This window comes from Bordetella tumbae (genome assembly GCF_054780995.1).
In genome coordinates this window covers 70,600-96,454 of the sequence record NZ_BAAGVG010000008.1, presented here as the reverse complement: position 1 = coordinate 96,454, position 25,855 = coordinate 70,600, and the positions used below count along the sequence as shown (strand labels likewise).

At 58.5% G+C, this 25,855-nt stretch carries 25 protein-coding genes; 19 read left to right on the top strand and 6 right to left on the bottom strand.

The features are described from left to right. Positions 1–23 precede the first annotated feature (23 nt). From ACYVI2_RS06395 to ACYVI2_RS06385, 3 genes are all read right to left on the bottom strand, one after another. Positions 24–1,238: a diaminopropionate ammonia-lyase gene (locus ACYVI2_RS06395; protein ID WP_415820390.1), complete on the bottom strand. Its 1,215-nt coding sequence runs from the start codon at positions 1,236–1,238 to the stop codon at positions 24–26. 127 nt (positions 1,239–1,365) lie between these two features. Continuing rightward, positions 1,366–1,914: a GNAT family N-acetyltransferase gene (locus ACYVI2_RS06390; RefSeq protein WP_415820316.1), complete on the bottom strand. Its 549-nt coding sequence runs from the start codon at positions 1,912–1,914 to the stop codon at positions 1,366–1,368. Then, a complete protein-coding gene (locus tag ACYVI2_RS06385) occupies positions 1,911–2,519 on the bottom strand; it encodes a helix-turn-helix domain-containing protein (protein WP_415820317.1) in 609 nt (202 codons plus the stop codon). Before ACYVI2_RS06385 ends, ACYVI2_RS06390 begins: the two co-directional genes overlap by 4 nt. A 344-nt stretch (positions 2,520–2,863) precedes the next feature. On the opposite strand from ACYVI2_RS06385, the gene ACYVI2_RS06380 reads away from it, so the two are divergent. Beyond that, positions 2,864–5,272 carry a DNA internalization-related competence protein ComEC/Rec2 gene (locus tag ACYVI2_RS06380; RefSeq protein ID WP_415820391.1) on the top strand — a complete coding sequence of 803 codons (2,409 nt, stop codon included), beginning with the start codon at positions 2,864–2,866 and terminating at the stop codon, positions 5,270–5,272. 59 nt (positions 5,273–5,331) lie between these two features. Continuing rightward, the gene (locus tag ACYVI2_RS06375) at positions 5,332–6,249 is read left to right on the top strand and encodes a LysR family transcriptional regulator (RefSeq protein ID WP_415820318.1); all 918 of its coding nucleotides are present in this window, start codon (positions 5,332–5,334) and stop codon (positions 6,247–6,249) included. An 81-nt stretch (positions 6,250–6,330) separates the two neighbouring features. On the opposite strand, the gene ACYVI2_RS06370 is transcribed toward ACYVI2_RS06375, so the two are convergent. Beyond that, a complete protein-coding gene (locus ACYVI2_RS06370; protein ID WP_415820319.1) occupies positions 6,331–7,122 on the bottom strand; it encodes an IclR family transcriptional regulator in 792 nt (263 codons plus the stop codon). A gap of 172 nt (positions 7,123–7,294) precedes the next feature. On the opposite strand from ACYVI2_RS06370, the gene ACYVI2_RS06365 reads away from it, so the two are divergent. The 17 genes from ACYVI2_RS06365 to ACYVI2_RS06285 all read left to right on the top strand — a co-directional run bounded on the left by ACYVI2_RS06365 (position 7,295) and on the right by ACYVI2_RS06285 (position 23,135). Next, positions 7,295–8,263 (top strand): Bug family tripartite tricarboxylate transporter substrate binding protein, encoded by a 969-nt coding sequence (locus ACYVI2_RS06365; protein WP_415820320.1) that lies wholly within the window; start codon positions 7,295–7,297, stop codon positions 8,261–8,263. A gap of 12 nt (positions 8,264–8,275) precedes the next feature. Further along, complete coding sequence (locus ACYVI2_RS06360) at positions 8,276–9,277, top strand: 2Fe-2S iron-sulfur cluster-binding protein (protein ID WP_415820321.1); 1,002 nt, start codon at positions 8,276–8,278, stop codon at positions 9,275–9,277. Between the two features lie 31 nt (positions 9,278–9,308). Continuing rightward, positions 9,309–10,664, top strand: coding sequence for an aromatic ring-hydroxylating oxygenase subunit alpha (locus ACYVI2_RS06355; protein ID WP_415820322.1), 1,356 nt, complete (start codon positions 9,309–9,311; stop codon positions 10,662–10,664). After that, positions 10,661–11,470: an SDR family NAD(P)-dependent oxidoreductase gene (locus tag ACYVI2_RS06350; RefSeq protein ID WP_415820323.1), complete on the top strand. Its 810-nt coding sequence runs from the start codon at positions 10,661–10,663 to the stop codon at positions 11,468–11,470. Before ACYVI2_RS06355 ends, ACYVI2_RS06350 begins: the two co-directional genes overlap by 4 nt. A gap of 10 nt (positions 11,471–11,480) precedes the next feature. Then, entirely contained in the window at positions 11,481–12,065 is a 585-nt protein-coding gene (locus ACYVI2_RS06345) for a 3-phenylpropionate/cinnamic acid dioxygenase subunit beta (protein WP_415820324.1), read from the top strand. Positions 12,066–12,101: 36 nt separating this feature from the next. Then, positions 12,102–12,284 carry a hypothetical protein gene (locus tag ACYVI2_RS06340; RefSeq protein WP_415820325.1) on the top strand — a complete coding sequence of 61 codons (183 nt, stop codon included), beginning with the start codon at positions 12,102–12,104 and terminating at the stop codon, positions 12,282–12,284. 164 nt (positions 12,285–12,448) lie between these two features. Beyond that, entirely contained in the window at positions 12,449–14,098 is a 1,650-nt protein-coding gene (locus ACYVI2_RS06335; RefSeq protein WP_415820326.1) for an FAD-dependent oxidoreductase, read from the top strand. Between the two features lie 38 nt (positions 14,099–14,136). Next, positions 14,137–15,111 (top strand): Bug family tripartite tricarboxylate transporter substrate binding protein, encoded by a 975-nt coding sequence (locus ACYVI2_RS06330; protein ID WP_415820327.1) that lies wholly within the window; start codon positions 14,137–14,139, stop codon positions 15,109–15,111. Positions 15,112–15,152: 41 nt separating this feature from the next. Continuing rightward, positions 15,153–15,812, top strand: a complete 660-nt coding sequence (locus tag ACYVI2_RS06325; protein ID WP_415820328.1) for a fumarylacetoacetate hydrolase family protein — start codon at positions 15,153–15,155, stop codon at positions 15,810–15,812. Further along, entirely contained in the window at positions 15,809–16,576 is a 768-nt protein-coding gene (locus ACYVI2_RS06320; protein ID WP_415820329.1) for a fumarylacetoacetate hydrolase family protein, read from the top strand. Before ACYVI2_RS06325 ends, ACYVI2_RS06320 begins: the two co-directional genes overlap by 4 nt. A gap of 12 nt (positions 16,577–16,588) precedes the next feature. Then, positions 16,589–18,058, top strand: a complete 1,470-nt coding sequence (gene hpaE / locus ACYVI2_RS06315; protein ID WP_415820330.1) for a 5-carboxymethyl-2-hydroxymuconate semialdehyde dehydrogenase — start codon at positions 16,589–16,591, stop codon at positions 18,056–18,058. Between the two features lie 2 nt (positions 18,059–18,060). Then, complete coding sequence (hpaD, locus tag ACYVI2_RS06310; RefSeq protein ID WP_415820331.1) at positions 18,061–18,924, top strand: 3,4-dihydroxyphenylacetate 2,3-dioxygenase; 864 nt, start codon at positions 18,061–18,063, stop codon at positions 18,922–18,924. 1 nt (position 18,925) lies between these two features. After that, complete coding sequence (locus tag ACYVI2_RS06305) at positions 18,926–19,363, top strand: 5-carboxymethyl-2-hydroxymuconate isomerase (protein ID WP_415820332.1); 438 nt, start codon at positions 18,926–18,928, stop codon at positions 19,361–19,363. Beyond that, the gene (gene hpaH, locus ACYVI2_RS06300) at positions 19,363–20,178 is read left to right on the top strand and encodes a 2-oxo-hept-4-ene-1,7-dioate hydratase (protein ID WP_415820392.1); all 816 of its coding nucleotides are present in this window, start codon (positions 19,363–19,365) and stop codon (positions 20,176–20,178) included. The genes ACYVI2_RS06305 and hpaH overlap by 1 nt, the downstream gene beginning before the upstream one ends. A gap of 8 nt (positions 20,179–20,186) precedes the next feature. Then, complete coding sequence (gene hpaI / locus ACYVI2_RS06295; protein WP_415820333.1) at positions 20,187–20,987, top strand: 4-hydroxy-2-oxoheptanedioate aldolase; 801 nt, start codon at positions 20,187–20,189, stop codon at positions 20,985–20,987. 4 nt (positions 20,988–20,991) lie between these two features. After that, complete coding sequence (locus ACYVI2_RS06290; protein ID WP_415820334.1) at positions 20,992–22,122, top strand: alpha-hydroxy acid oxidase; 1,131 nt, start codon at positions 20,992–20,994, stop codon at positions 22,120–22,122. Between the two features lie 47 nt (positions 22,123–22,169). Continuing rightward, positions 22,170–23,135 carry a Bug family tripartite tricarboxylate transporter substrate binding protein gene (locus tag ACYVI2_RS06285; RefSeq protein ID WP_415820335.1) on the top strand — a complete coding sequence of 322 codons (966 nt, stop codon included), beginning with the start codon at positions 22,170–22,172 and terminating at the stop codon, positions 23,133–23,135. A gap of 141 nt (positions 23,136–23,276) precedes the next feature. Here the strand turns inward: ACYVI2_RS06285 and ACYVI2_RS06280 are convergent, their stop codons facing one another. Next, positions 23,277–24,632 (bottom strand): MFS transporter, encoded by a 1,356-nt coding sequence (locus tag ACYVI2_RS06280; protein ID WP_415820336.1) that lies wholly within the window; start codon positions 24,630–24,632, stop codon positions 23,277–23,279. Between the two features lie 176 nt (positions 24,633–24,808). Next, complete coding sequence (locus tag ACYVI2_RS06275) at positions 24,809–25,744, bottom strand: LysR family transcriptional regulator (RefSeq protein ID WP_415820337.1); 936 nt, start codon at positions 25,742–25,744, stop codon at positions 24,809–24,811. Positions 25,745–25,855 lie beyond the last annotated feature (111 nt).

The window sequence follows — 25,855 nt, the reverse complement described above, 5'->3', positions numbered from 1 at the left end:
CTTCAACGTGTTATCGCCATGACCTAGATATCAGCCAGGTGATCCCGTTGCCGCTGCAAAACGTCATCAGCGTCCTCTCCCGTCAATTCTCGATATACAGATGGTGCTGTGGCGCCCTCTGTATTTATCAATAGCACGCGAGATGTTCCGTCTATTTTTAACCTGCCCGTTGCAATTTCCTGAGTGAGGATATTGCACAGACCGGCCAGCCCTGCAGCGCCTGATTCGCCCGAGACAACCGGAACGTCAGGGCAGCGGGCGAGGGCCGACATCGCGGTGACGGCTTCGTGATCCTCGATTGTGATGAAGGCGTCAATAGAACTCTCGAGAAAAGTCCAGGCCAATGGCGATGTTTCTCCGCATGCCAATCCTGCCATGACCGAGTCCACGGATCCGGTGGCCTTGGCTGCTCGGCCGAGCATGGCGCTTTGTTGCAGGCAGTCGGCCTGCGTGGGTTCAACGACGTATAGAGCGGGCCGTTTGTCACCGAGTTTTTCCCAAAAATAGCTGGCGATGCCTGCAGCAAGCCCTCCGACGCCTCCCTGTAAAAATACGTGGGTATAGCCCTCGTGTCCCCGCGCAATGTCTTGTTCAAAGATTTCGTCGGCGATGACGCCATAACCCTGCATCACATCCCTGGGAATGGTCTCGTATCCCTCATAGGATGTATCGGAAATGACTTGCCAACCGTTCTGGGTCGCCTGTTCGGCAGCGACATTGACGGAATCGTCATAGTTACCATTGATTCGAACGATTTGTGCTCCGAAATCAGCGATGGCGCGTTCTCGTTCCTCGCTGACATGGGCATGCAAGACGATGACGCAGCGGCACCCCGCATCGCGTGCTGCGGCCGCGAGGGCGCGCCCGTGATTTCCGTCTGTGGCGCTGATCACTGTTTCGCTCGCTAAGGTGCTGGCGTATTGTCCGCGCAGTACTTTAGCGGGATCCATGCCCTGGTCTTTATATTTGCACAATATGTACCGAATCAAAGCCGCGGGTGCGCCTAACGCTTTAAAGCTTGCTAGTGGCGAACGGACAGATTCGTCTTTCAGTGCCAACTGACCTATTCCAAGGCGGTCGGCCAGCATGGCCATGTCATAAAGCGGTGTCGGACCAGACCTGAGCCCTGTCCATGCTTGAAGCCATGTTCGAGTTTGACGCGCTGTCTCGATGTTCATCACGCGTTGCAGTGAGCTTGGATACGGGCTCAGTTTCGCATTGGGATTCAGATAGAGCATAGGTCTGGTGTGCTTTTGATGTATTGGATTTATCAGGGTACTGCGGATCAACCTTTCAACATTTCGGGAATGCTAACCACCTTGAGTATCTGCGCTCAACATGCATAGAGACCGTTTTCTGAAATCTTTACCCGGCTAGAGAATTCGTTTCCAGCCGTTTGTAGTAATACGTTGTCCCGCTCAACGTGCCATCAGGCATCAACGCATAGTCCGGCACGCTGCCTACGCGTTGCCAGCCCGCCCGCGCATACACGCGTTCCGCGTCCCCGCCCGTCGTGGTGTCCAGCACCAGCACGGTCTTGCCCTCATGTCGGGCGATCTGTTCAATCTCGGCCATCAATAGCGCGGCAATGCCTTGGCGGCGTGCGCGGCGGTGGACCAGCATTTTTGCAATGTCGGCGCGGTGCGGTTGATTCTCTGGCTGATCCATGATGAGCTGCACCGTCCCGACGACCTGCCCGTATGTGTCTTCTGCAACGAGTAGTACCCGTTCACCGCGCGCGACGCTATCCATCACGTTTTGCCAAAACCGTATCGCCTTGTCGCGCGATAGCGGCAGCATAAAGCTGACCGAGGCGCCGCCTTCTACGCAATCAATCAGAACGTCGGCCAAGCCTGGTATGCAGGCGTCGGCGTCATGGTCATCGACTCGGCGTATATTGATTGCGCTGTTCATGATGGTTTCCGGGGTTTATTAAACCCCAATCGAGCCAGTGCCACGAGATATCGCGCGGGCTTGTTGGTGGGGTTGTGGTAGACGATAGGGCTATCCAGGCGCATGGCGAGGCAGTCGCCACGTTTCAGTCGCCATTGTTGGGCGCCGACCGATATGTCCATGGTGCCCTCGATCAGCCAGACTTGCTGATAGATATCCGTATCGGGAATGGCGGTGTCATAGGCGACGCGTTGCCTGGCCGGAAACTCGACTTCCACCAGTTGGATGGGCGAAGGAAACGAGGGCGATAGATTGCGGCGGATGTAACCCGAGGACGGATCGGACCACGAATGCTGTTCGTCGGCACGCGACACCGGTGAGGGGGCGGCCTCGTTTTGACGCGCCTCGGGCTCGAACAGCGAGGCCAACGGCACATTCAGCGCCATCGCGAGTTTGTCGAGTACGGTGGCGGTGGGACTGCTTTGTGCCCGCTCTATCAGCGAGATAGCAGAGCGGCTGACCGTGCTGCGTTCCGCTAATTCGTCGAGAGACCAGCCCTGTGCATCGCGCAATTCGCGCAAGCGCCGGGCGATCAGGCTGTTGACGTCTTGAGGTGAGTCGGGCATTTCTACAATATTGGAATTTAATTTCTAGTATTCTAGAAATTAAAAGTGAGCCTTGTCAACATTACGTTGCTGGTTGCTGGAGCGCGAGTTTCATGAGGCTCTGCTCAATTTTCCGTTGCACTTGATCGAGACGACTTCGGCGTTTCGCAATATTCCCTCCAATCTGCGGGATTTACGGACGGACATTTCCATTCACTGCTTCTACCAACGATTTGGCTCAACTCCTATGCTGTGTGATTTGGGAGTCGGACATTACTGGTCGTTTGCTGTTGTTGGGGGTTGTCGCGGGGGCGGGATGGGTGCAGTGCTTGCCGGCATTGCCGCAGCAGCGATGGTTGGCGCCGATGGTACTGGCGTCGGCCGTTATTGCAGGGGTAGTGTGGTCCATCGCACGAATGGTTTTTTCAGGCGCGGCCGCGGTCGTGTCCACCCCACGATCTGCATTGCTGTGGCGTCTGGCCCGTTTAGGCATGGCGTCAGTGTTAGGTCTGTGCATCGGCGCAGCGTCAGCTATGTGGCAAGCTCAGCTCCGCTTGGACGATGCGTTGGCCGGGGCTCATCATGACGTGGTCAGCCGCTTGATTGTGAGGATCGTTGATTTGCCGCAGGGTGATGGAAAACATTATCGATTCATGGCGGATATTGATGAGCCTCGTCCCGAGGGCATCCCGTCGCGTATTGCCGTGAGTTGGCATGCACAGTCTGGTGCCCCATTGCCAGCGTTGAAACCCGGTCAGATCTGGCGCATGGCGTTGGTACTGCGTCAACCTCATGGTGCGCGCAATCCTCATGGTTATGACGCTGAGGGACGATTATTCGCAATGGGGATTCGCGCGACGGCGACGGTGCGTGGCGTGCCACGCTTGTTGGGGGACGAGCCTTGGCATAGTCCTGGCATCCTGATCGAGCGTGTCCGTCATTGGATGCGAGATGGCATGCAACAGGCGTTAGGGAACCGCCGTTATGCACCGGTATTGATCGCCCTGGCTATGGGAGATCAAGCCGCCGTTGAGCGTGTCGATTGGCAGATATTCAACCGCGCGGGCATCACGCATCTGGTGTCGATCAGCGGCATGCATGTCACCTTGATTGCGGCAGTGGGTGGGGTGGCGACGGCTTTTTTATGGCGGCGCGTGCGCTGGCGAACCGTGCGGGTGGCCGAGTATTTGCCTGCGCAGGTCGTAGGCGCAGCCGCTGCGTTGTGGGTCGCGTTGTTGTATTGCCTATTGGCAGGGTGGGGCGTGCCCGCACGCCGTACTTTTTTCATGCTGGCGGTAGTGGCCTTGGCTGCCATGGTGCGTTTGCCTTTGTCGCCCACGCGGATTCTGGCGCTGGCAGGTGCTGTGGTGTCGCTGCTGGATCCGTGGTCGGTGCTGGCGCCAGGGTTTTGGCTGTCATTTGGCGCTGTGGCGATCTTGTTGCGGGTAGGCGCATCAATGGATTCAGGCGGGCGGCGCGAGCGTCCCAATTGGAGGGGGCGGCTGCGCGCGATCCTCGTAGAGTTCGGCTGGGTACAGTCGGCAATCACATTGGGTCTGGTGCCATTGCTGGCCTATCTGATGCAACAGGTGTCTTTGGCATCGCCCTTGGTCAACGTGTATGCCATCCCTATCGTGAGTTTTCTGGTGACGCCACTGGCGTTGGCCTGTGCTTTATTGAGCACCATTCCCGGATTGCAATGGTTGGCTCATGGGGCCGGCGTTCTCGGGCATGTGATTTTCGATGCCATGATGCTGCCGGTGAAGTGGATGAGCACCTCGAACTGGGCCGTGTTGGATGTCGCCGCTGCACCATGGCCCTGGATGGCGTTGGCCTTGTTTGGCGTCGCGTGGGCCGTACAGCCGTATGGCTTGCCTTTGCGTACGGCCGCATGGTTGTTGATGTTGCCGATGTTGTGTTGGCGGCCTGAGCGGCCTGCGCCTGGATACTGGACGTTGACGGCGCTGGATGTGGGGCAGGGTAGCGCTATCGTGATCGAGACGGCGACACAAGTGTGGCTGTTCGATACGGGACCGATGACGCGGCAGGGGAACGATGCTGGAGAACGCGTTGTCGTGCCATTTTTACGTGCCCTAGGATATCGGGCGCTAAACGGACTCGTGGTGTCTCATGCAGACATGGATCATGCCGGTGGCGTGCGCAGCGTGTTGTCCTCGGTGGTTGTGGACCAATCCTATAGCTCATTTGATTTACCCGCGTTGATACGCAAGCAGGGTGCAGGCAAAGCGGCATCGGCGCTTTACGCCGAGATACGCATGCCTCAATCCATGCAACATTGTCAGGCTGGACAAGCATGGACCATAGACGGAGTGCAGTTTCGCTTTTTGCATCCCGATGCCGCGATAAAAACCGATGGCCCGGGCAATGCACGCAGTTGTGTGCTGATGATCCAAGGCAAAGCGCATACCGCATTGCTGCCTGGCGATATCGGCGTTGCGCAAGAGCGTCGTCTGGTACAGAGTCTGCCGCGTGTCGATGTCGTCATGGCGCCGCATCATGGCTCAGCGACATCGTCCGGTGAGGCATTGGTGAGGGCGGTCGATGCAAAGCACGTCATTGCGCAGGTCGGATACATGAACCGGTTCGGACATCCTGCAGCCGCGGTGCAAGCGCGTTGGCGCGAGGCAGGCGCGGATTTCTGGCGGACCGATCATCATGGCGCGACTGTGGCTATTTCTGACCCGAAAGCAGGGCTGCGCATCGAGACGCAGGCGCATGTATCGCGCCGATATTGGCATCGCGACCTGCCGTAGAGGATGTGCTTGTGTGCTACGCTGCCCATGCGCCTCATCCGGCGTCTCGATTAGAAAACATGTCCTATCGCACTACCATCTCTCTCAAGAGCACGCCCTCTATCAGGCAGTTGCGCGCGTTCGTGGCTGTCTATCACACCGGCAGTCTGTCGGCTGCTGCCGAGACCTTGGCATTGACGCAGCCGGCGGTGACGTTGCTGTTGAAAGAGCTGGAAGACAAACTGGGCATCAAGCTATTTGACCGCACGACCCGCTCTTTGCGCCGCACGCATGCGGCGACGGAGGCGATCACCTATGCAGAGCGTGCGCTGGCAGATTTGACGGCGTTAGGCGAGCGCATGTCGGACCTGGTCGATGTCAAACGAGGCAGGATCCGCCTGGCTGCCACCTCGACCGTTGCACAGACATTGTTGCCCGGGGTGATACGGCAATATCTGGATCAGTATCCAAACGTCCGGGTGTCCGTAGACGATTGTGCGCCAGGCGAATTTGTAGAACGCGTCCTGGGCGAGCAGGTCGATTTCGGTGTGGGCGCCCTGGAAGGACCTGTGCCAGGGTTGGCGCAAACTGTGTTTTTGAATGACACGTTATGTGCGGTGGCGACGTCGGACGAGTTTCTGGACGATCGGCCCATGACGTGGAAGCAATTGTCGGAATGGCCTGTCGTCGTGGTGCAGGCCGGATACGGTGTCAGGCGAGCGATTGACCGCGCGATTGCCGTCGCAGGCGTTGAACTGCAGATCGCGCAGGAAGTTTCTCTGTTAACGACTGCGCTTGCCATGGCGGCGAGTCGCCTGGGGGTCGCGATCATTCCGCAGTCCATGTTTGCGCGGACGTATTATCCGAACTTGGTGGGTCGCCGGTTGATACGGCCAGTCGTGCCGCGCGCGCTGGCCGTCGTGTGCAAGGAGAACCGGCAATTGTCACCGGCTGCGCAGGCGTTTGCAGATCTGCTGCCAGGCGCTGCCGCGCTCTAGCCAGCTTGGATGGACTCGAATTCCTGCACTTTCCGGTCTTATTTTTAGGCCTGCTCTGTCTCAGTGCTCTCTGGGCTGACTTCAGGCGGGCTCGACACCCAGCGCACGGGATAAAGTTTGCGCGCTTGCAATGACTTGCGGAGCGAGTTTTTTCACAGCCTCATCGTCCAGCCGGGTGGCAGGGCCGAATAGGCCAATCGACCCCGCGACGCCTTTGCTGTCAAAGAACGGGGCAGCGACCGCCACCGCGCCGGTGATCAATTCATTACGGCTGACGGCATAGCCGACTTGGCGGGTGTGCTCCAGTTCCTCTAGAAACTTGGCGCGGTCGATGGTGAGGCCGTTCAAATATTGATCCAGATTGCTTTGCGCATCAGGCTTGAATGCCAAGATCGCCCGGCCGGTCGCGCCGACGGCAATGCGTTCTTGATAGCCTACCCCGCGCTTGAAATTGAGCGGCTGCGGGCTGGGCATCTCCGCCAGGCACAGACGCATGTCGGAGCGTTCTACAAAGACGGCGACGGTCTCCTGCGTTTCCTGCCACAGCAGCCGCATGACGGGTTCGGCAATCGCCGTGATGTCCAAAGTCTCTGTCCAAATATGCGTCAGACGCGCGACCGCCGGACCAAGACGAAATCGCTGTGGATCGCCGGACGACGTAATAAAGCCTTTGGTCTCCAGCGTGTACAGCAGCCGGTAGAGAGTAGGGCGGCTCAGGGACACGCGTTGCAGCAATTCGGTGGCCGATAGCTGGGCATCCTGGCGCGTAAAGGCCAGCAGGATATCCAGCGCCCGGTTGACCGCCCGCACGCTGTCCGCGCCTTTTTCCCCCTTTTCTTCCGCCTCTGGGTTGGGCGCCGTTTTTCCTTCCAAAGCCATCTCCTGTTGCTAGAACACACAAGTCTACCTTGCCGGGCGTCATGGCCGCGGCCCAGCGGCATGCGACCTCGTGGCTCAAAAATTTTCTTGAATTGCTCAATTCTGTACGTATAATGAGATTGTTGTCCAACAGACGGACATAAAAATCAAAAAAGGAGACGGATTCATGAGGACTTCCTGTATGCGCAGATGGCTGGCGGCAATCGCACTGGCTATCTCGGCACCGGTCGCCGTGGCGGCCTACCCGGACCGCCCCGTCAATGTCGTGGTGGGATTCGCCCCAGGCGGTACCAATGACATCCTGGCTCGACTGATCGCCTCGAAACTGCAGGCCAAGCTCAAACAGCCGTTCGTGGTCGAGAACCGCGCGGGCGCCAACTCGATCATTGCGGCCGAGTATGTGGCGCGCGCCAAATCCGACGGCTACACGATATTTGTCGCCTCAAGCGGGGCACTGACGATTAACCCTGCCATTTATTCCAAGCTCGGGTACGACCCGCAAAAGGATTTCAAACCGGTGGCTTTGCTGGGGTCGTTCCCGCTGGTGGTGGTAGGCAATGCTTCCTTCAAAGGGGACAAGCTGGCTGACCTGAAGGCGGTGGCTGCCAGCAACCCGGACGGCGCTCTGACGCACGGGGTGGCGTCCTCGACGTTTCAGCTCGCCGCAGCGTACTACGCACGGCAAGTCGGTACACCCATGGTGCATGTGAGCTATCGCGGTACAGGGCCATTGGTCGCTGCGTTGTTAGGCAGCGAAGTGGATATCGGTTTTGTGGATGTAGCTGGCGTTATTTCGCAGATCAATGCGGGCAAGCTCACACCGCTCGCGGTGACGACGGCCCAGCGCTCCAGCGTACTGCCACAAGTGCCGACGATTGCCGAGGCGGGTCTGCCTGGCTATGACGTGCCCGTCTGGACTGGACTAGTCGTGCCGCGCGACACGCCTGATGAAGTGGTGACTGTGCTGCAGGCCGCACTAAAGGATGTTCTGACGGATCCGGACACGGCAGCGAAGTATCGCCCGCTGGGGATGGAGGTAGGAAATGTCGATGGCGCAGCCCTTCAGCAGCGCATTGCCGATGACATTACCAAATGGACCGAGGTGGCCCATACGGCCAACATCAAAGTCAATTGACGGAAGTGAAACATGAGCACAGTGCCTATTACTTTACTGTTCTCTGACGGCGCATCGCGGCGTATCGACGCCCAGTGCGGTCAGAGTGTTGTCGAGGCGGCCGCCGATGCCGGCTTGGGTTTGTTGACGGATTGCAGCAATGGGCAGTGTGGCACCTGTGTGGCGCAGTTGGTCAGCGGTCAGGTCGAACTGGGCAAATACGACCGGGCGGTCTTGCCGGACAGCGATCGTGAGGATGGGGCCATTCTCTGTTGCGTGAGTCGAGTGACCAACCCGTGTGTGGTCGAGTTGGGCTACGACTTGGCCGAAGCGACCGCTGAAGAAATGCCGCCGGTCATCGGGCTGGTGACAGCCCTGGAGCAAGTGGCCAGCGAGACCATGATGCTCGATATCGAGGTCGAGCAGGGCGTGGAATTTCAGCCGGGCCAGTATGTGCGCTTGCGTCCCGAGGGCGGTGATCAATGGCGTTCGTATTCGATGGCAGGTGTTTCGGGCGACCGGCGTTTGCGGTTTTATATCCGGTTGGTAGAAGGCGGCTTTTTCTCGACTTGGCTGCAAGGCAGCGCCGCTGTCGGCAGCCGGATCGAATTGACTGAACCTCATGGCAGTTTTTTCCTGAGAGACGAAGACAGGCCTCGGCTCTTTGTGGCCGGCGGCACAGGGTTGGCGCCGTTCTTGTCGATGTTGTCTTCGCTCGCAGACAACGCGCAGGCCCGCGCGATACCGACCACGTTGCTCGTGGGCGTGCGCACCGGCGCGCATCTCTTTGCGCTGGAACAGTTGCGCGCATTGCGTGCGGACTGGCCTGAACTGCAATTACGTATCGCCGCTGAATCCGAGCCTGCAGAGGATTGCCACCAGGGCTATGCCACGGATCTCATCGCGTCGCTGGACGCGGATCCGCGCGCCCGTGTTTATCTCTGCGGTCCTCCCGCCATGGTCGAGGCCGGACGGCAGGCTGCACAAGCCGCCGGCCTGTCGCGCCAGGACATGTTGTGCGAACGCTTTAACTGAACACCTTCTTTTTTGCAGGCAGGACTCTATCGTGAATAGCTCCGAATACAACCGCATGGTCGATCTGAAGCAGGGCATCATCAGCCGTGAGATCTTCTCCGACAAAGACATTTTTCAAGAGGAATTGGAAAAGATCTTTACCCGTGCCTGGCTGTTCGTCGGCCATGAAAGCCAGATTCCCAATCCCGGTGACTTTTATACCTCGCGCATGGGGGCCGAGTCGGTCATTTTGACGCGGGACAAGAAAAAACAAGTCCATGTTTTCTTGAATTCCTGCCGGCATCGCGGCATGAAAGTCTGCCAATACGATCATGGTAATACCCAGCTTTTCACGTGTCCCTATCACAGCTGGAGCTACACGACCGAAGGCAAACTCTTTGGCGTGCCGCAATACAAGGCCATTTACGATGGATGTCTGGAAAAAGAAAACTGGTCGTTGATCGAAGTCCCCAAACTTGCTTTGTACAAGGGCACCGTTTGGGCGAGTTGGGACAAGGATGCGCCCGATTTTCTGACCTATCTGGGTGATGCCAAGACACACCTGGATCTGGCGCTGGATCATCGCGATGGCAGCGAGGGCGGCTCCGAGGTCTTGGTGGGCGTGCACAAATGGATCATTCCCTGCAACTGGAAATTCGCCGCCGAGAATTTTCTGGGTGACACCTATCACAACGTGAGCCATCGTTCGGTGGATCTGATCGGTATCGGCCCCAGTGCCGAGGTAGGGGTGAAAGGTCGGCGCGACAACGAGCTGGAGTTCGCGCAGCATCTGTGGGTCAACTTCCCGGCGGGCCACGGTGTACATAGCGCCATCGTGCCCGAGAATGCGCCGTTCATTGATACGTTCCAGAACAATCCCATCATCGCCGAGTACTTCCGCCATTGCCACGAGGAACGCAAGCGCCGCTTAGGTGAAGAGCGCAGCCGGCTGGTGCCGTTCGTCGGCACGATTTACCCCAATCTTTCGTTCCACGGTAAACAGCCGCGCAGCCTGTGCGTCTGGCATCCGCATGGGCCCGAGGCTACCGAGGCATGGCGATTCTTCCTGGTGGACGCCAATGCACCACAAGAGGTCAAGGATTTCCTGCGCATGTATTACATGCGGTATTCCGGCCCGGCAGGCATGACCGAGCAGGACGATATGGAAAACTGGAACTACGCTACGGCCGGCAGCCGCGGTGTGATAGCCAAGCGCTATCCCTATAACTACCAGCAGTCGCTGGGTAAGGTCACTGCGGACGGCCCGGTGCCAGGCAATGTCAGCCTGCAAGTGAGCGAAGAGAACCCGCGTCAGTACTACCGCCGTTGGCGTGATTACATGAATGGCGCGGATTGGGACACGCTGCTGGGCAAGCACGACAACGGTCCGGCGAGTCTGGCGCAATGAACGGCCCTGTCACCATCGTTACGGGCGGCACCTTTGGGTTAGGGGCCTCGATCACGCTGAATCTCGCTCGTCGAGGACATCGTGTGCTGGCTTTTGGCCTGGCCTCGCCGCAGGTTTCCAGCACCGCGCAGGGGTTTGAGGACCTGCGCCGTCGCTTGGCAGACGAAGGTCTTGAACATGCCGTCGTTGTCATGCAAGCCGATGTGTCTAGCGAGGCTGATGTTGACAAGGTGATAGAACGCACGCTCGAAGCATTCGGGAAGGTGGATGGCCTGGTGAATAACGCGGCGATCGGACCATTGGGAACGGTATTGGACACTTCACCATCGATGGCCGATCAGATTCTGGCGGTGAACATCAAAGGGGTTTATCTGATGAGCCGGGCAGTGATTCCGATCATGCGGCGCCAAGGCGCGGGCGCCATCGTCAATATCGGCTCCGGCGCCGGCTATGGCAAACCCAATATGGCGCTGTACGCGGCCAGCAAAGGGGCAATGCTCGCGCTGTCGGCGGCGATGGCCTATGACCATTTTCATGACCATATCCGCGTCAATGTCGCCATCCCCGGTGGCGGCGGCATTGTCTCGGGCATGAGCGTGGGCCGATTTGGCGGCGATGTGGATGTATTCAAGAACCGGCCGGCAGCCGGTACCGCGGCAGGGCGGCCTGCCACCGGGGAAGACCTGGCCAACGCCGTGGCGTTTTTGCTGTCTGACGAGGCTGCCGCCGTATCCGGCACGGTGGTCGATGTCGGGTGCTTTGCCCATCAGGGAGGACCGGTGCCTAGCCGGCCCCAAGCGCATTGAGGATACTAAGATGAACGAGACTGTGACGGAAGCGACGGCGCGTGAACGTGCGCCCATCGTGCGGGATGCCCGCTATTACGAATTAAAGCGCGAGATCGAAGAGCATCTCTACGACGAGTGCGAGCTGCTGGATATGCGCTGCTTTGCGGAATGGCTGGATACCCTGGCTGACGACCTGGTGTATTTCATGCCGATGAACTTCAACATCAAGTTCGGTCGCCACGAGGACGGCGAGCGTACACGCATGGAGAAGGACATGAGTTGGTTCAACGAAGGCAAGTGGACGTTGACCAAACGGGCCGAGCAAATCATTACCGGCGTGCATTGGGCCGAGGAGCCGCTGTCGCGATTGTCGCGCATGGTCAGCAATGTGCAGCTTACCGATATTCGAGAGAACGCGGACGGACAACTGGAGGTTTACGTGCGCAGCCGTTTCCTGATGTACCAGAACCGTTGCGAGTATGAAGAGTACTTCTTCACTGGCCGTCGATACGACTGTTTCCGACGCGTGGGAGATACATGGAAACTCGCGCGTCGCGAGATCCACCTGCCCCAGAACGTGTTGTTGGCCAAGAACCTCACCATGTTTTTCTGATACCGCCCGACGATCGCATTCAGTAGGAGATAGGTCGTGATTAATTTCATGCAATTGCAGCCCGGCCAAAGGCTGAAGCTGCGGGATGGCCGCGTAGGCTCGGTTGTCGAGAATATGGGGGACGGTATTTGGGTCCAGGTCGCGATGACGGAAAGCGACGGCGACGAACCCGAATTGGTGCACTGCGAAGAAGTCGCAGGACTGGCCGACTCGGACTGACCCCTCTGGAAACCCTTGGTGGACGCGGCCTGATGTCCGCCAAGGATATGGGCTATCAAATAAATAAAATTTTCTTATAAATGAATAAAAAGAGCTCGTTTGTCCTGCGTAGAGGCGATTCCTACACTGCGGTGGTCTAACAACACCTTAGGTAGAAACGGATCATGAGTGGAGCACAACAACACAGCGTCATCGTCGTGGGGGCCGGCCCGGTCGGCCTGACCGTCGCGATGGATTTGGCCTCGCGCGGGGTGAGCGTCCTGGTGCTCGAAAAGCGCTATCGCGGCGAGGCGCCCAGCGTCAAATGCAACCATGTGTCGGCACGATCCATGGAGATCTTTCGTCGATTGGGCGTGGCGGGCGCTGTACGGGCGGCGGGCCTGCCCGACGAGTATCCGCATGACATCGCCTATCGCACCAGCGCCACCGGGATCGAGTTGACGCGCATCCCGATTCCCGGACGTGCTGGCCGAGTGCGCAAAGATCCGGGACCCGATACCGATTGGCCTACCATGGAGCCACCGCATCGTATCAACCAGATTTATCTGGAGCCCATTTTGTTCACTCACGCAGAGGCAATGCCCGGCGTGACAATTCAGAATCGATTCGAGGTCTCCGAAGTCACCCAAGACGAGCTGGGTATCCGTGTTCAAGGACGCGATCTCGATACCGGTGAAGCCTTGTCGTTTTCCGCAGACTATCTGGTGGGATGTGATGGAGGACGCTCCTATATTCGTACCGTGATCGGCGCGAATCTGGTGGGAGATGCGGTCATTCAACGCGTTCAATCCACCTATATCCGGGCGCCCAAGTTGTTGGAAATGTTCCGGTATGAACCGGCCTGGGCAACGTTTTCCTTGAATCCGAAGCGCTGCGGCAACATGTACGCGATCGACGGCAAGACGCTTTGGCTGGTCCATAATTATTTGAAAGACGACGAGGCCGATTTTGAATCGGTGGATCGGGATCTCAGCATCCGTCAGATCCTGGGCGTGGGCGAAGATTTCGAGTACGAGGTGATCAGCAAAGAGGACTGGTACGGACGCCGCCTGGTCGCCGATCGATTCCGGGATCGCCGAATCTTTATCTGCGGCGATGCCGCGCATTTGTGGGTGCCCTATGCCGGCTATGGGATGAATGCCGGTATCGCCGATGCCGCGAATCTGGCATGGGTGCTGGCGGCAGTGGTTCGGGGGTGGGGCGATGAACGCATGTTGCAGGCGTACGTCAGCGAGCGTCATCCGATTACGTCGCAGGTCTCGCATTTTGTCATGGATCATGCGCACGCTATGGCTACCGAGCGCCGCATCGTTCCTGAAAATATCGAAGCCCAAGACGAGGCCGGTGAAGCAGTGCGCCGCGAAGTGGGGCAGCGCGCCTACGAGTTGAACGTGCAGCAGTACTGCTGTGCAGGCCTGAATTTTGGGTATTTCTACGATCAATCGCCATTGATCGCCTACGACGGCGAAAAGCAGCCGGCTTACACCATGGGTAGCTTCACGCCGTCTACGGTGCCTGGCTGCCGTACCCCGCATTTTGTATTGCCCGACGGGCGTTCGTTGTATGACGCCATGGGAGCGGATTATTGCGTATTGCGCCTGGATCCCGATGCCGATGTACAGCCATTGCTGCAAGCGGCCGCGCAGCAGGGAGTGCCGATCAAGGTGTTGGATCTGGATCGCCGTGGCGCGCCCGAGGCGTATCGCCATGCGTTGTTGATTTCACGTCCTGACCAGCATGTGGCATGGCGGGGAGATGTATTGCCCGTCGATTGCACCGCATTGCTGGACAGACTCCGAGGGGTATTGAACTGAATCAGCCCAATAAAAAACCTATTTTCGGAGACAGGACAATGAAACTATCCAAATTTTTCGCGCAGTTGACGGCCGTGGTGGCAGTGTCGGCGGCAGCCAGCATGGCGGTAGCCGCGCAACCGCCGGTGACGTTGGTGGTGCCTTATGCACCGGGCGGCGCGACCGACATTCTTGCCCGCACGCTCGCACAGTCTCTTTCGCAAGAGCTGGATCGCTCGATGGTGGTGGAAAACCGCGCAGGCGGAGGCACGATCATCGGCGCACAGTTGGTATCGCGGGCCGAGCCAGATGGCAACACCCTGTTGATGGCGACCAGTACGACGTTGGCGATCAATCGCAGCCTGTACAAGTCTCTACCCTACAACCCCAGCGATTTCGCGCCGGTGGGCATGGTGGCCGAGGTGCCCTTGGTCATTGTGGTGTCGCCCTCGGTGAAAGCCAAGACGTTGCCGGAACTGGTGGCATTGGCCAAAGCGGATCCGGGGGCGTTGACCTTTGGTTCTGCCGGCAATGGCAGTCCTCAGCACTTGGCGGGGGAAATGTTCAAGACGGATACGGGAATATCTCTGACGCATGTGCCCTACAAGGGCACATCGGCCGCGTTGAACGATGTCTTGGGTGGGCAAGTGTCAATGATGTTCGCGGATCTGGCGCCGGTGTTGCCGCAGATCCAGGCCGGCAAGCTGCGTGCGTTGGCGGTGACCTCGGCAAAGCGTCTGCCCAATCTGCCCGATGTGCCGACGGTACGAGAGACACAGGTGCCCGGGACCGCAAATTTCGAGGCAGTCGCCTGGCAGAGTCTGGTCGCCGCGCCGGGGACACCCGAGGCGACTACCCAAGCCTATAACACCGCGTTGAACAAGGTGTTGAACGATCCTGCCGTCCAAGAAAAATTCCTGGCCTATGGCGTCTCGATACGCACAAGCACTCCACAGGAATTGAAAAGCTATATCGAGACCGAAAGTGCCCGCTGGGCAACCGTCGTGAAAGCCTCTGGCGCCACGGTGGAGTGATCCTGGCCGGTAAATTTTTTCATTGAATACGGAGGCCCGAGATGCCGCATTTTCCGTTTTACGACGATCCGCCATATCGCCTGTCGGGCGTGGTGTATGGCGCGTTGTTGAATCCTCGTTCTGTGCTGGAGCAGATCGGTGCCGCCGCGCACGAGCCTCCATACAAAGCGCCGCCGAAAGGGCCCGTGCTGTATATGAAGCCACGCAACACGCTGGCCGAAAGCGGCAGTCAGGTGGACATTCCTGAACAAGAGCAATCGCTACGCATCGGCGCGACAGTAGGCCTGGTCATCGGGCGTACCGCATGCCGGGTCGCGCCGGAGCATGCGCTCGACTACCTGAGCGGCGTCATGCTGGTCGCGGATCTGACTGTGCCTCATGAGACCTTCTATCGCCCATCGGTGCGGTTCGTCGCACGGGATGGCTCTTGTTTCTTGGGGACTCGCATTGCGTCCGGCGTTGATCCGGACGCGGTGTCGATAGATGTCTCGATAGACGGTGGTGTGGCCACGCAGATAACGATGAGCGACATGGTGCGTCCTGCGGCGCGTTTACTGGCCGACGTTACCGACTTCATGACGCTCTCTGCAGGCGATGTGCTGCTGTTGGGCACCCGTATAGACGGGCCGCTGCTGCGTCGCGGGCAACGTTTCATGTTGCGCGCGGAGGGCTTGGGACAATTGGAGGGACACGCACGATGAGAACCGCACGCGTTGCATATGGTGGCGCCATTCACACCGCCACTCCCCACGACGATGGACTCAGGTTGGCAGACGGCCGTGTGGTGTCGGAGGACGCCGTGGTGTGGCTGCCGCCCGTAGCCGTCGGGACGTTGATCGTGTTGGGCTTGAACTATGCGGATCACGTCAAGGAGCTGTCCAAAGAACTGACCGTGACGAGCAAGGACGAGCCCCTGGTGTTTTTTAAAGGGCCCGGTGCGGTGATCGGCCATCGCGGACAAACCCGGCGGCCTCGTGACGCCACATTCATGCACTACGAATGTGAGCTGGCCGTCGTGATCGGCAAGCCGGCACGTGGGGTGCGGGCTGCTGACGCCATGGCCCATGTCGCGGGCTACACCGTGGCGAATGATTATGCGATACGCGACTACCTGGAAAACTGGTATCGGCCGAATCTGCGTGTGAAAAACCGCGATACCTGCACCGTGCTGGGGCCGTGGCTCGTCGATGCAGCAGACGTACCCGATCCTCATGCCTTGTCTCTGTCAACACGCGTCAACGGAACGGTGACGCAACAGGGCAGCACCGCAAACATGATCAACGATATTCCGGCTTTGATCGAGTATCTGAGCAGCTTCATGACGCTGTTACCGGGCGACGTCATTCTCACCGGCACCCCGGATGGTGTCATCAACGTGAACGAGGGCGATGAAGTGGTGTGCGAGGTCGAGAGCATCGGCGCTCTGGAAAACACCATCGTCGGCGATTCCGTATTTGGTCGATAAGGAAGGAAAAAAATGCACATTCAACATCTGATCGACGGCAAGGCTGTCGAGAGCAAGCAGTATTTCGAGACGATCAACCCCGCTACACAGGAAGTCCTGGCCGAAGTCGCCGCTGGTGGCGAGGCCGAGGTGCATGCGGCCGTGAGCGCCGCCAAGAACGCCTTCCCGAAATGGGCCGCCACTCCCGCGCCAGAGCGTGCCCGCCTGATCCGTAAATTAGGCGAGCTCATCACTGCCAATGTGCCCGAGTTGGCCCGCACCGAGACGAATGATTGTGGACAGGTGATCGCGCAGACTGGCAAGCAGTTAGTCCCGCGCGCCGCGGACAATTTCTCGTATTTCGCCGAGATGTGCACTCGGGTCGATGGTCATACGTACCCGACGCCGACGCATCTGAATTACACGCTTTTCCATCCGGTGGGCGTCTGCGCCTTGATCAGCCCATGGAATGTGCCGTTCATGACGGCCACCTGGAAGGTCGCACCCTGCCTGGCCTTTGGCAACACTGCCGTGCTGAAGATGAGTGAACTCTCGCCGCTGACAGCGGCGCGGTTGGGCGAGCTGGCACTGGAGGCGGGAATTCCTGCGGGTGTCCTGAACCTGGTGCACGGCTATGGCCGCGATGCGGGCGAGCCGCTGGTGGCGCATCCCGATGTGCGTGCCGTGTCGTTCACGGGCTCGACCGCGACGGGCAATCGCATCGTGCAGGCGTCCGGGCTGAAAAAGTTCAGCATGGAGCTGGGCGGCAAAAGTCCTTTTGTGATTTTTGACGATGCGGACATGGATCGCGCCCTGGATGCCGCGATTTTCATGATTTTCTCCAATAACGGCCAACGTTGCACGGCGGGCAGCCGCATTTTGATTCAGCAGAACGCCTACGCGGATTTCGTACAGAAATTCACTGAGCGCGCGCGCCGTATTACTGTGGGCGACCCGCTGGACGAGAAAACCATTGTCGGCCCGTTGATCAGCAAAGCGCATCTGGCCAAGGTTCGCGGTTATATCGAGCTCGGCCCGAAAGAAGGCGCGACCCTGTTGTGTGGCGGGTTGGATCAGCCGTCCTATGCGCCAGACCTGCCCGAGCGTGTACGCAATGGCAACTATGTATGGCCCACGGTTTTTGCCGATGTCGACAACCGCATGAAGATCGCGCAAGACGAGATCTTTGGCCCCGTCGCCTGCCTGATTCCCTTTCGCGACGAGGCGCATGCGATCGAGTTGGCCAACGACATACAGTATGGCTTGTCCAGCTATGTGTGGACGGAGAACATCGGCCGTGCACACCGCGTCGCCGCGGCGATCGAGGCTGGTATGTGCTTCGTCAATAGCCAGAACGTACGCGATCTGCGCCAACCATTCGGCGGAACCAAGGCCTCGGGCACCGGTCGCGAAGGCGGGACCTGGAGCTACGAAGTCTTCTGCGAACCGAAGAACGTAGCGGTATCGCTCGGTGGCCATCACATTCCTCACTGGGGAGTCTGACGATGGGAAAGCTAGCCCTGGCCGCCAAGATCACACACGTGCCCTCGATGTATCTGAGTGAATTGGATGGCCCGAACAAAGGATGCCGCCAGGCCGCCATTGACGGCCATATCGAAATAGGCCGACGCTGCCGTGAGCTGGGTGTAGATACGATTGTCGTGTTCGACGTGCACTGGTTGGTGAACAGCGAATACCACATCAATTGCGCACCCCGTTTTTCCGGCTGCTATACCAGCAACGAGCTGCCGCATTTCATCAAGAATCTCTCGTATGAGTATCCCGGGAATCCTGAGTTGGGTCATTTGATCGCGGATGTTGCTAACGAGCAGGGGATTGCCACACGTGCGCATAGCGACACCACGTTGGAAATGGAATACGGCACGCTGGTCCCGATGCGCTACATGAACCAGGACCAGCATTTCAAGGTCGTGAGCATCTCCGGGTGGTGCGTGTGGCATGACCTGCCCACGAGCGTGCGCTTTGGGCGTGCGGTGCGTCAAGCGATAGAAGAACGCTACGACGGCACGGTCGCCATTCTGGCCAGCGGCTCGCTCAGCCATCATTTCGCCGAGAACGGCACCGCGCCAGAGTATATGCATAAGGTCTGGGATCCGTTTCTGGAACAGGTCGATCGCCGTGTCGTCGAGTTGTGGGAACGCGGCGATTGGCAGACCTTTTGCCCCATGCTGAATCTGTACAACGAGAAATGCTGGGGCGAGGGCGGCATGCACGATACCGCCATGCTGCTGGGCGCGCTCGGATGGACGGACTATAGGGCGCCTGCCGAGGTCGTGACGCCGTACTTCGGCAGCTCGGGCACAGGGCAGATCAATGCGATCTTTCCCGTAACGCCGCTAGGAGGCTGAGATGCCGCATTTGGTGATGCTTTATTCCGGCAACCTGGAACGTGAGCTGGACATGAGCGCGGTATGCCGCGCTCTGGCGGGCGCGATGCGCGAGGTAAAGGATGATGCTGGAAAGCCCGTTTTTCCAATAGGCGGAATCCGTGTGCTGGCGTACCCGGCGGCGTATCACGCGATCGCCGATGCCGGTGAGGCGGGCCGCGCGGCGGGTGAGTCAGGCGAGTATGGCTTTGTCTATCTCAATTTGCGTATGGGACGCGGCCGTACACCGGAAACCATCGAACACGCCGGACAGGCGATCACTGCGGTGGCCAAGGAACAACTGAGTCCGTTGATGGCGAGAGGCAGAGTCGGGCTGACGTTTCAGATAGATGTCGGGCCGGAGGTATTCGACGCCAAGTTCGGAAACCTGCACCCGCTGTTTCAACAAGGAGGCAAATGATGTTGAGCGATACCCTGATTCAATCGCTGGCCGAATCGCTGCACGAATCGGAAAAAAGCCGGGTGCAAGTTGAGCATTTCTCCAAACGCTATCCGGAGATGACCCTGGAAGACGGCTATCGGATCAGCCGCGCCTGGGTCGCGTTGCAGCAGGCAGAGGGACGCAAAGTCATCGGCCACAAGATTGGCTTGACCTCGCGCGCGATGCAGCAGGCGAGCCAGATCGATGAGCCGGACTTCGGCACCTTGCTGGACAGCATGCTTTTTACGTGTCAGCCGGGACGTGTACTGGATCTGCCCATGGACCAGTTCATTGCGCCACGGGTCGAGGTCGAGTTGGCGTTTGTGTTGAAACATCCTCTGGCTGGGCCTGATGTCACGCTCGAGGACGTTTTGTACAACACGGACTACATCACGCCGGCCATCGAGATCATCGATGCCCGCATAGAGCAGCTCGATCGTCACACGAAGGTAATGCGCAAGGTGTTCGACACGATCAGCGACAACGCTGCGAATGCCGGTGTCGTCATTGGCGGCAAGCGCGTCAAACCCGGGGCGGTGGATCTACCTTGGTGTGGCGCGGTGTTGCGGCAAAACGGGGTGGTGGAAGAAACGGGTCTGGCCGCAGGCGTTCAAGGCCATCCCGCCGTTGGCGTGGCATGGTTGGCAAACAAGCTCGCACCATGGGGCGAGCGCCTGGAGCCCGGGCAGATCGTGCTTGCCGGCTCCTTTACTCGTCCGGTGGCCGCGCGTCGCGGAGATGAATTCGAGGCCGATTACGGCGCGCTCGGCAAACTGCAGTTCCGCTTTGTGTGAGGGATGGCATGGATATCGCGCGTAATACTTTCAAGGAAGCCATCCGCGAGGGAAAGCTGCAGATAGGCTTGTGGGTAGGGTTGGCGGATGCCTATGCGGCCGAGGCACTCGCCGGGACCGGATTTGATTGGCTGTTGATCGACGGGGAACATGCGCCCAACGATGTGCGTCAGGTGCTCGCTCAGTTGCAGGCGGTTGCCCCTTATCCCGTACATCCTATCGTCCGTCCGGTGATTGGCGATGTTCCGCTGATCAAGCAGATATTGGATGTCGGGACGCAGACCTTGTTGATTCCGGTGATCGAATCCGCAGAGCAGGCCGCGCAAATGGTGGCGGCTACCCGGTATCCGCCACGAGGCATTCGGGGCGTAGGCAGCGCATTGGCCCGGTCCTCGCGTTGGAACCAGATTCCCGAGTATCTGCACAAAGCGGACGAGCAGATGTGCGTACTGCTGCAGGTCGAAACCCGGGCTGGACTGGATGCATTGGACGAGATCGCGGCAGTGGACGGTGTCGATGGCGTGTTTTTCGGACCGGCGGATTTGTCGGCTTCTCTGGGACATCTGGGGCAGCCGAATCATCCCGACGTGCAAAACGCCATTGTCGAAGGGATCAAGCGAGTGCGAGCAGCCGGTAAAGCGGCGGGCATTCTGTGTGCCGATACCGAGTTGGCCAAGCGCTATATCGAAGCCGGCGCGGTGTTTGTGGCTGTAGGAGTTGATACGACGCTGTTGGTAAAGGCCGCGCGACAGCTAGTAGGTGAGTTCAAGGGTGTTGCGCCCGTTAGTACATCTCAATCGGTGTACTGAGCAGATGAGGACGTTTGTAAACACGGAGGACTATCGTCGAGAGGCGTCCCGTCGCCTGCCAAGGATCGCCTTTGATTATCTGGATCCCGGCGCAGAGGATGAGATCACGTGCCGGATGAACCGGGAACAGCTGGCAGCGATTCAGTTTCAACCCAGAGTACTGAGAGGAACGTCGCTGGGCGAGATCGATTTGTCGGTGGAAACCTTCGGGAAAGCGTCGAGACTGCCTCTGGTGATTGGCCCTACTGGTTTTGCCGGGTTGTTCTGGCCCAACGCGGATCTGGGACTGGCAGACTGTGCGGCCGCAGCAGGAATCCCATTTGTGCTGTCGACGGCATCGACGATGTCTATCGAGGACGTTGCGAGACGCAGCAACCCAGCTGGCAGTCGGTGGTTTCAACTCTATTTGCTCAAGGACCAGGCCGCGACGGCGGCGATGCTGCAGCGCGCCTGGGACGCCGACTATGAGGCGATCGTCCTGACAGTCGATACGCCTTGCGCGGGAAAACGCGAGGCGAGCATTCGAGGGGGAGCTCGTCTGCCATTGCACTTGGACGCACGCAAGATCCTGGATTTCGCAAGACATCCGCTATGGACGATCCAGATGCTTCTGAACGGCGAACCCCATTTGGCGAATTTTCCGTATTCGCGAAAAACGCCCTTCATCATGGAAGAGCATCTGAAACGAGGAATCGGCTGGGACGATATGGCCTGGTTGCGCAAGAACTGGGATCGGCCGTTGATCGTTAAGGGTATCCAGTGCGTGGAGGATGCGCTGCTGGCGCGGGACATGGGTGCCGACGCCATCGTGGTGTCGAATCATGGCGGTAGGCAGCTGGATGGCGCGCAGAGCCCGATGCGGATACTGGCGGAAATCGTGCGCGCGGTGGGGTCCACCGTAAAGGTCATGATCGATAGTGGCTTTCGCCGCGGCAGCGAGGCCGTGAAAGCGTTGGCCATGGGCGCGCACTGTGTCTGGCTGGGGCGCGCCACGTTATACGGTATCGCCGCGCGCGGGCCGGCAGGCGCGGCGGATGTTCTCAAGATTTTTGAAGATGAAATGCGCAGGGCGATGACTTTGCTTGGCGCAAACAAAATCAAAGAACTCGATGGGTCTTTGATCAAGGGCGCGTGAGCGTCGATTCTAAAAATCAGTAGTCACAACAACACGGAGACAAGATCGTGAAAATTAAAGTGTGTATTCATGCGGTGATAGGAATGTCGTTGCTCTGTAGCGCAGGCGTGGCCAGTGCACAGGCTTACCCGAACAAGCCCATCACATTGATTGCCCCCTTTGCGCCGGGTGCCTCCGCGGATGGCGTGGCGAGGCTGATCGCGCGGCAACTGTCGCAGTCCCTGGGGCAGACCGTGATCGTGGAGAATCGCGCAGGCGCAGGCGGAACAACCGGCCTGATCGCCCTGGCGCATGCAAAGCCGGATGGCTATACCCTGGGTATTGGCGCGACCGGCGCGATTTCCGTCAATCGGCATTTGCCGGATGCTGCTCCTCTGAACCCCGATACGCAATTGAGTGCGGTGTCGAAAGTGGCGGATATCCCTCTGGTGTTGGTCGCCAGCGGGAAATCTGGCCTGAAAAGTCTGAAAGAGGTGATCACTGCTTCGCATCAACCCGGCGGATTGAGCTATGGCACATCAGGCCAGTTCACATCGCATCATTTGGCGGGCGAACTCTTCGCCTCACAGGCCAAAGCAGATATGGTGTCCGTCGCATATCGAGGCAGCGCACCTGCATTGACGGATGTAATGGCCGGACAGATACCGCTGGCTATTGTGGATTTGACGTCTGCCATCGGTGCGATCAAGGCCGGCAAAGTAACGGCGTTGGCCGTGACGGGTGCCCGCCGTGCGTTAGACGCACCCACGGTTCCCACGATTGCCGAATCGGGATTTCCGGAATATTCCGCAGGCGGATGGCTGGGTGTGTTCGCCCCGGCCAAGACACCTGACGACATCGTGAATAAAGTGTCATCACAACTAAAAACGATATTGGCCGACCCCAAAGTCAAATCTGAGTTTTCAACGTTGGCTGTAGAACCGGCCTACCTTGGTCCCAAGGAGTTCTCCGCTTATATCAATGAGGAGACTCAAAAGTGGGGCGGCGTGGTCAAGGCCGTAGGAGCCATGTGACGCACACTAAACAAGGATCAGAAGGTGCGTTGCCCGAGGTGAAGTGAAATAGCTTTTTTTTGAACGATATACATGAAAATGCCCCGGTTCCGTATGGTCCCGGGGCATTCTTTTGAGGCCGTGTATGTGATCGGCGGGGTTTTAAGTTGATGTGATGGTCATGTGATTGTCAGTAGCGGCATTTGCGCTTTGTGTCGTCGGGTGTGAGCCTGCGGCATTCTTGTCTGCAGCATTGTCGCGCCGCGTCAGCAATACTAGCAATGCGATGGCAAAGAAGAAAAACGAATAGTGCGCAGGAGCAAATTTGCTGCCGGTCACCTGTTGGATATAAGTAACGAAGAACAGCGAGAATCCGCCAAAGATCGTAGCGGCCACGTTGTAGGAAATCGACAGCCCCGTGGCGCGGACCTGGGGAGGAAACATCTCCGACAAATAGGTGGGACTGGGTGCATAGGCTGCAGCAATCAACACCGCGAACCAGAGTTCGACGAGCAAAAGTGGAACAAACCGCGGATTGTCCAGGATATAGCTATATGCCGGATAGATCGTGATGACAAACAAGAGCAGCGACCAGACCATGATGCTCTTGCGGCTGCGTCGATCGCACAACAGACCAAATAGCGGGATCAGCACCATCCGCAGGGCCACGGCGATAAACAAGGCGAGAAAGGCATCCTCCTGGCTCATGCCCAGCGTTTGTTTGGCATAGAGCGGCAGATAGGTGATGATCACATAAGACATGACATTGATGGCGGCGCTGAGAGCGGTCGCGCCGAACAGATCCGTCAGATGTTGATTCCACAGCACGTTGAACGGAACGTGTTGTTTCTTGGTCTGGACGAATTCGTCGGCCTCGTGAAGATGGCGCCGGATGTACAGGCCCACAGGCCCGATCAACAGACCCAGGAAAAATGGCAGGCGCCATGCCCAGGCATCGACCTCGGCCTGGCTGTAGAACTGAAATAGCAGCGCGCCGACGATCGTCGACAGCAAAGCACCGGAAGCTTGTGCAAACATCTGCCAGCTGCCGTAAAAACCCCTGCGATGCGCCGGGGCGCATTCGATCAGGTATGACGTTGCCGTGCCGAATTCACCGCCGGCGGAAAAGCCTTGAATCAATCGAGCACAAGCGACCAGCAATGTCGCCCAGATCCCGGCCTGGGCGTAGGTCGGCGCAAATGCGATCATGGCCGTGGAAATGAACATCAGGCCGATGACCAGCATCATGGCAGGCTTACGACCCACGCGGTCCGCGTAGATTCCCAGCAGGATCGCGCCCAGCGGGCGGGCCACGAATCCGATGCCGACGCTCAACGTAGTGAGCAGAATCGCCGCCTTGGGGTCGTCTTGGGGAAAGAAATTACGGCTCAAGGCAGCGGCGAGAAAGCCGTAGACGATAAAGTCATACCACTCGAGCGCATTGCCTATCGTGGCAGAGAGAATCACTTTCCACGGTTTCTGTTTGTTCACCGTTGAGGTCGTTGCGTGGATATGCATGTTTGTCCCTAAATTAGAATTTTCTTGACGAATAATCGCCGTCGCAAATTCTGGATTTTGGGCACTCAGAGCGTCAATCGCGTCACAGTGATCGCGATGAGAATTTGGAATACTGGAGACGGTGTACCGCGTAGCTGCTGGCCAAACCTGGCCGGCAAAAGAGATGATCCGTGGCCTTATGTGCGCTGGCTATTGCGCGCTGCGTCAATCCTCACAAAGGACGAAATCATGGCACTCAACCGTTGGGCCTCCCGGCTGAGTTTGCGGCCTGATTTGTAGACAAGCGCGACTTTGTACTTGGCGGCGGGCTCATTGAGTTTGATCGCCTTGAGTTTGCCTTTGACGAGCGGATGTTGCAGTACAACACCCGGCAACCGGGCGAGATAATCGGAATTCAACAATAGCGATACCGCATCAAACAGCGACGACGAATAAGCAGCGACCTTGGGGCGGCCAATATTGAAGTTGTCGAACAGTTCGACCAGACTCGCGTCGCCGGTTTTCTCGTCCGGCGCGCCGCCCACGACAATCCAATCGTAGGCCGTCAATGCGCTGACGCCGACCACGTCGTTCAGCGGATGGCCCGCTCTGGCCAGGATCACGGGTTCGCCGTCATACAGGGGCTCGACGTGAATGTCGTCTGACAGTTCGGGTGATGATGAGGGTGGGATACGAATCAGCGCCAATTCGATACGGTTATCGCGCAGCTGCACGAGCAGGTCGCTGGTGATCGAATGCGTGATGTGGAGCGCGACATTGGGATTGCTGCGCCGAAAATCGCTGAAGACCGTGGGGGCCAGCCTGAGCGCGGGGTCAATGGATACGCCCACATTGATAGTGGGACGCAGCCGTTCGCTGGTTTGCAACAGCCAGGCCGACGCCCGGTCAGCCTCCAGCACCACGGCGCGGGCCATGGGGGCAAAGGCTTCCCCCTCGGGCGTGAGTTGCAGACCCTTGGCGTCGCGCCTGACAAGGATGGCCGAATAGTCGTCTTCCAACTTGGCCACGCTCTTGGTCAGCCCCCCTTGAGAAACGTTCAGTGATCGTGCCGCCGCGCGAAATCCGCCGTGTTCTATCACGGCGAGAAAGTCGCGAAGTTGCTGCAGTGTCATGGCCACGCCAATCATCCTTTAGAGAGGGAGCGATAGCGCGATCATACGACGTCCAAGGCGATTGCCGTTAGGAATCACGATAGCCGAGTTGCCGTTGACGTGGGCGGCCGC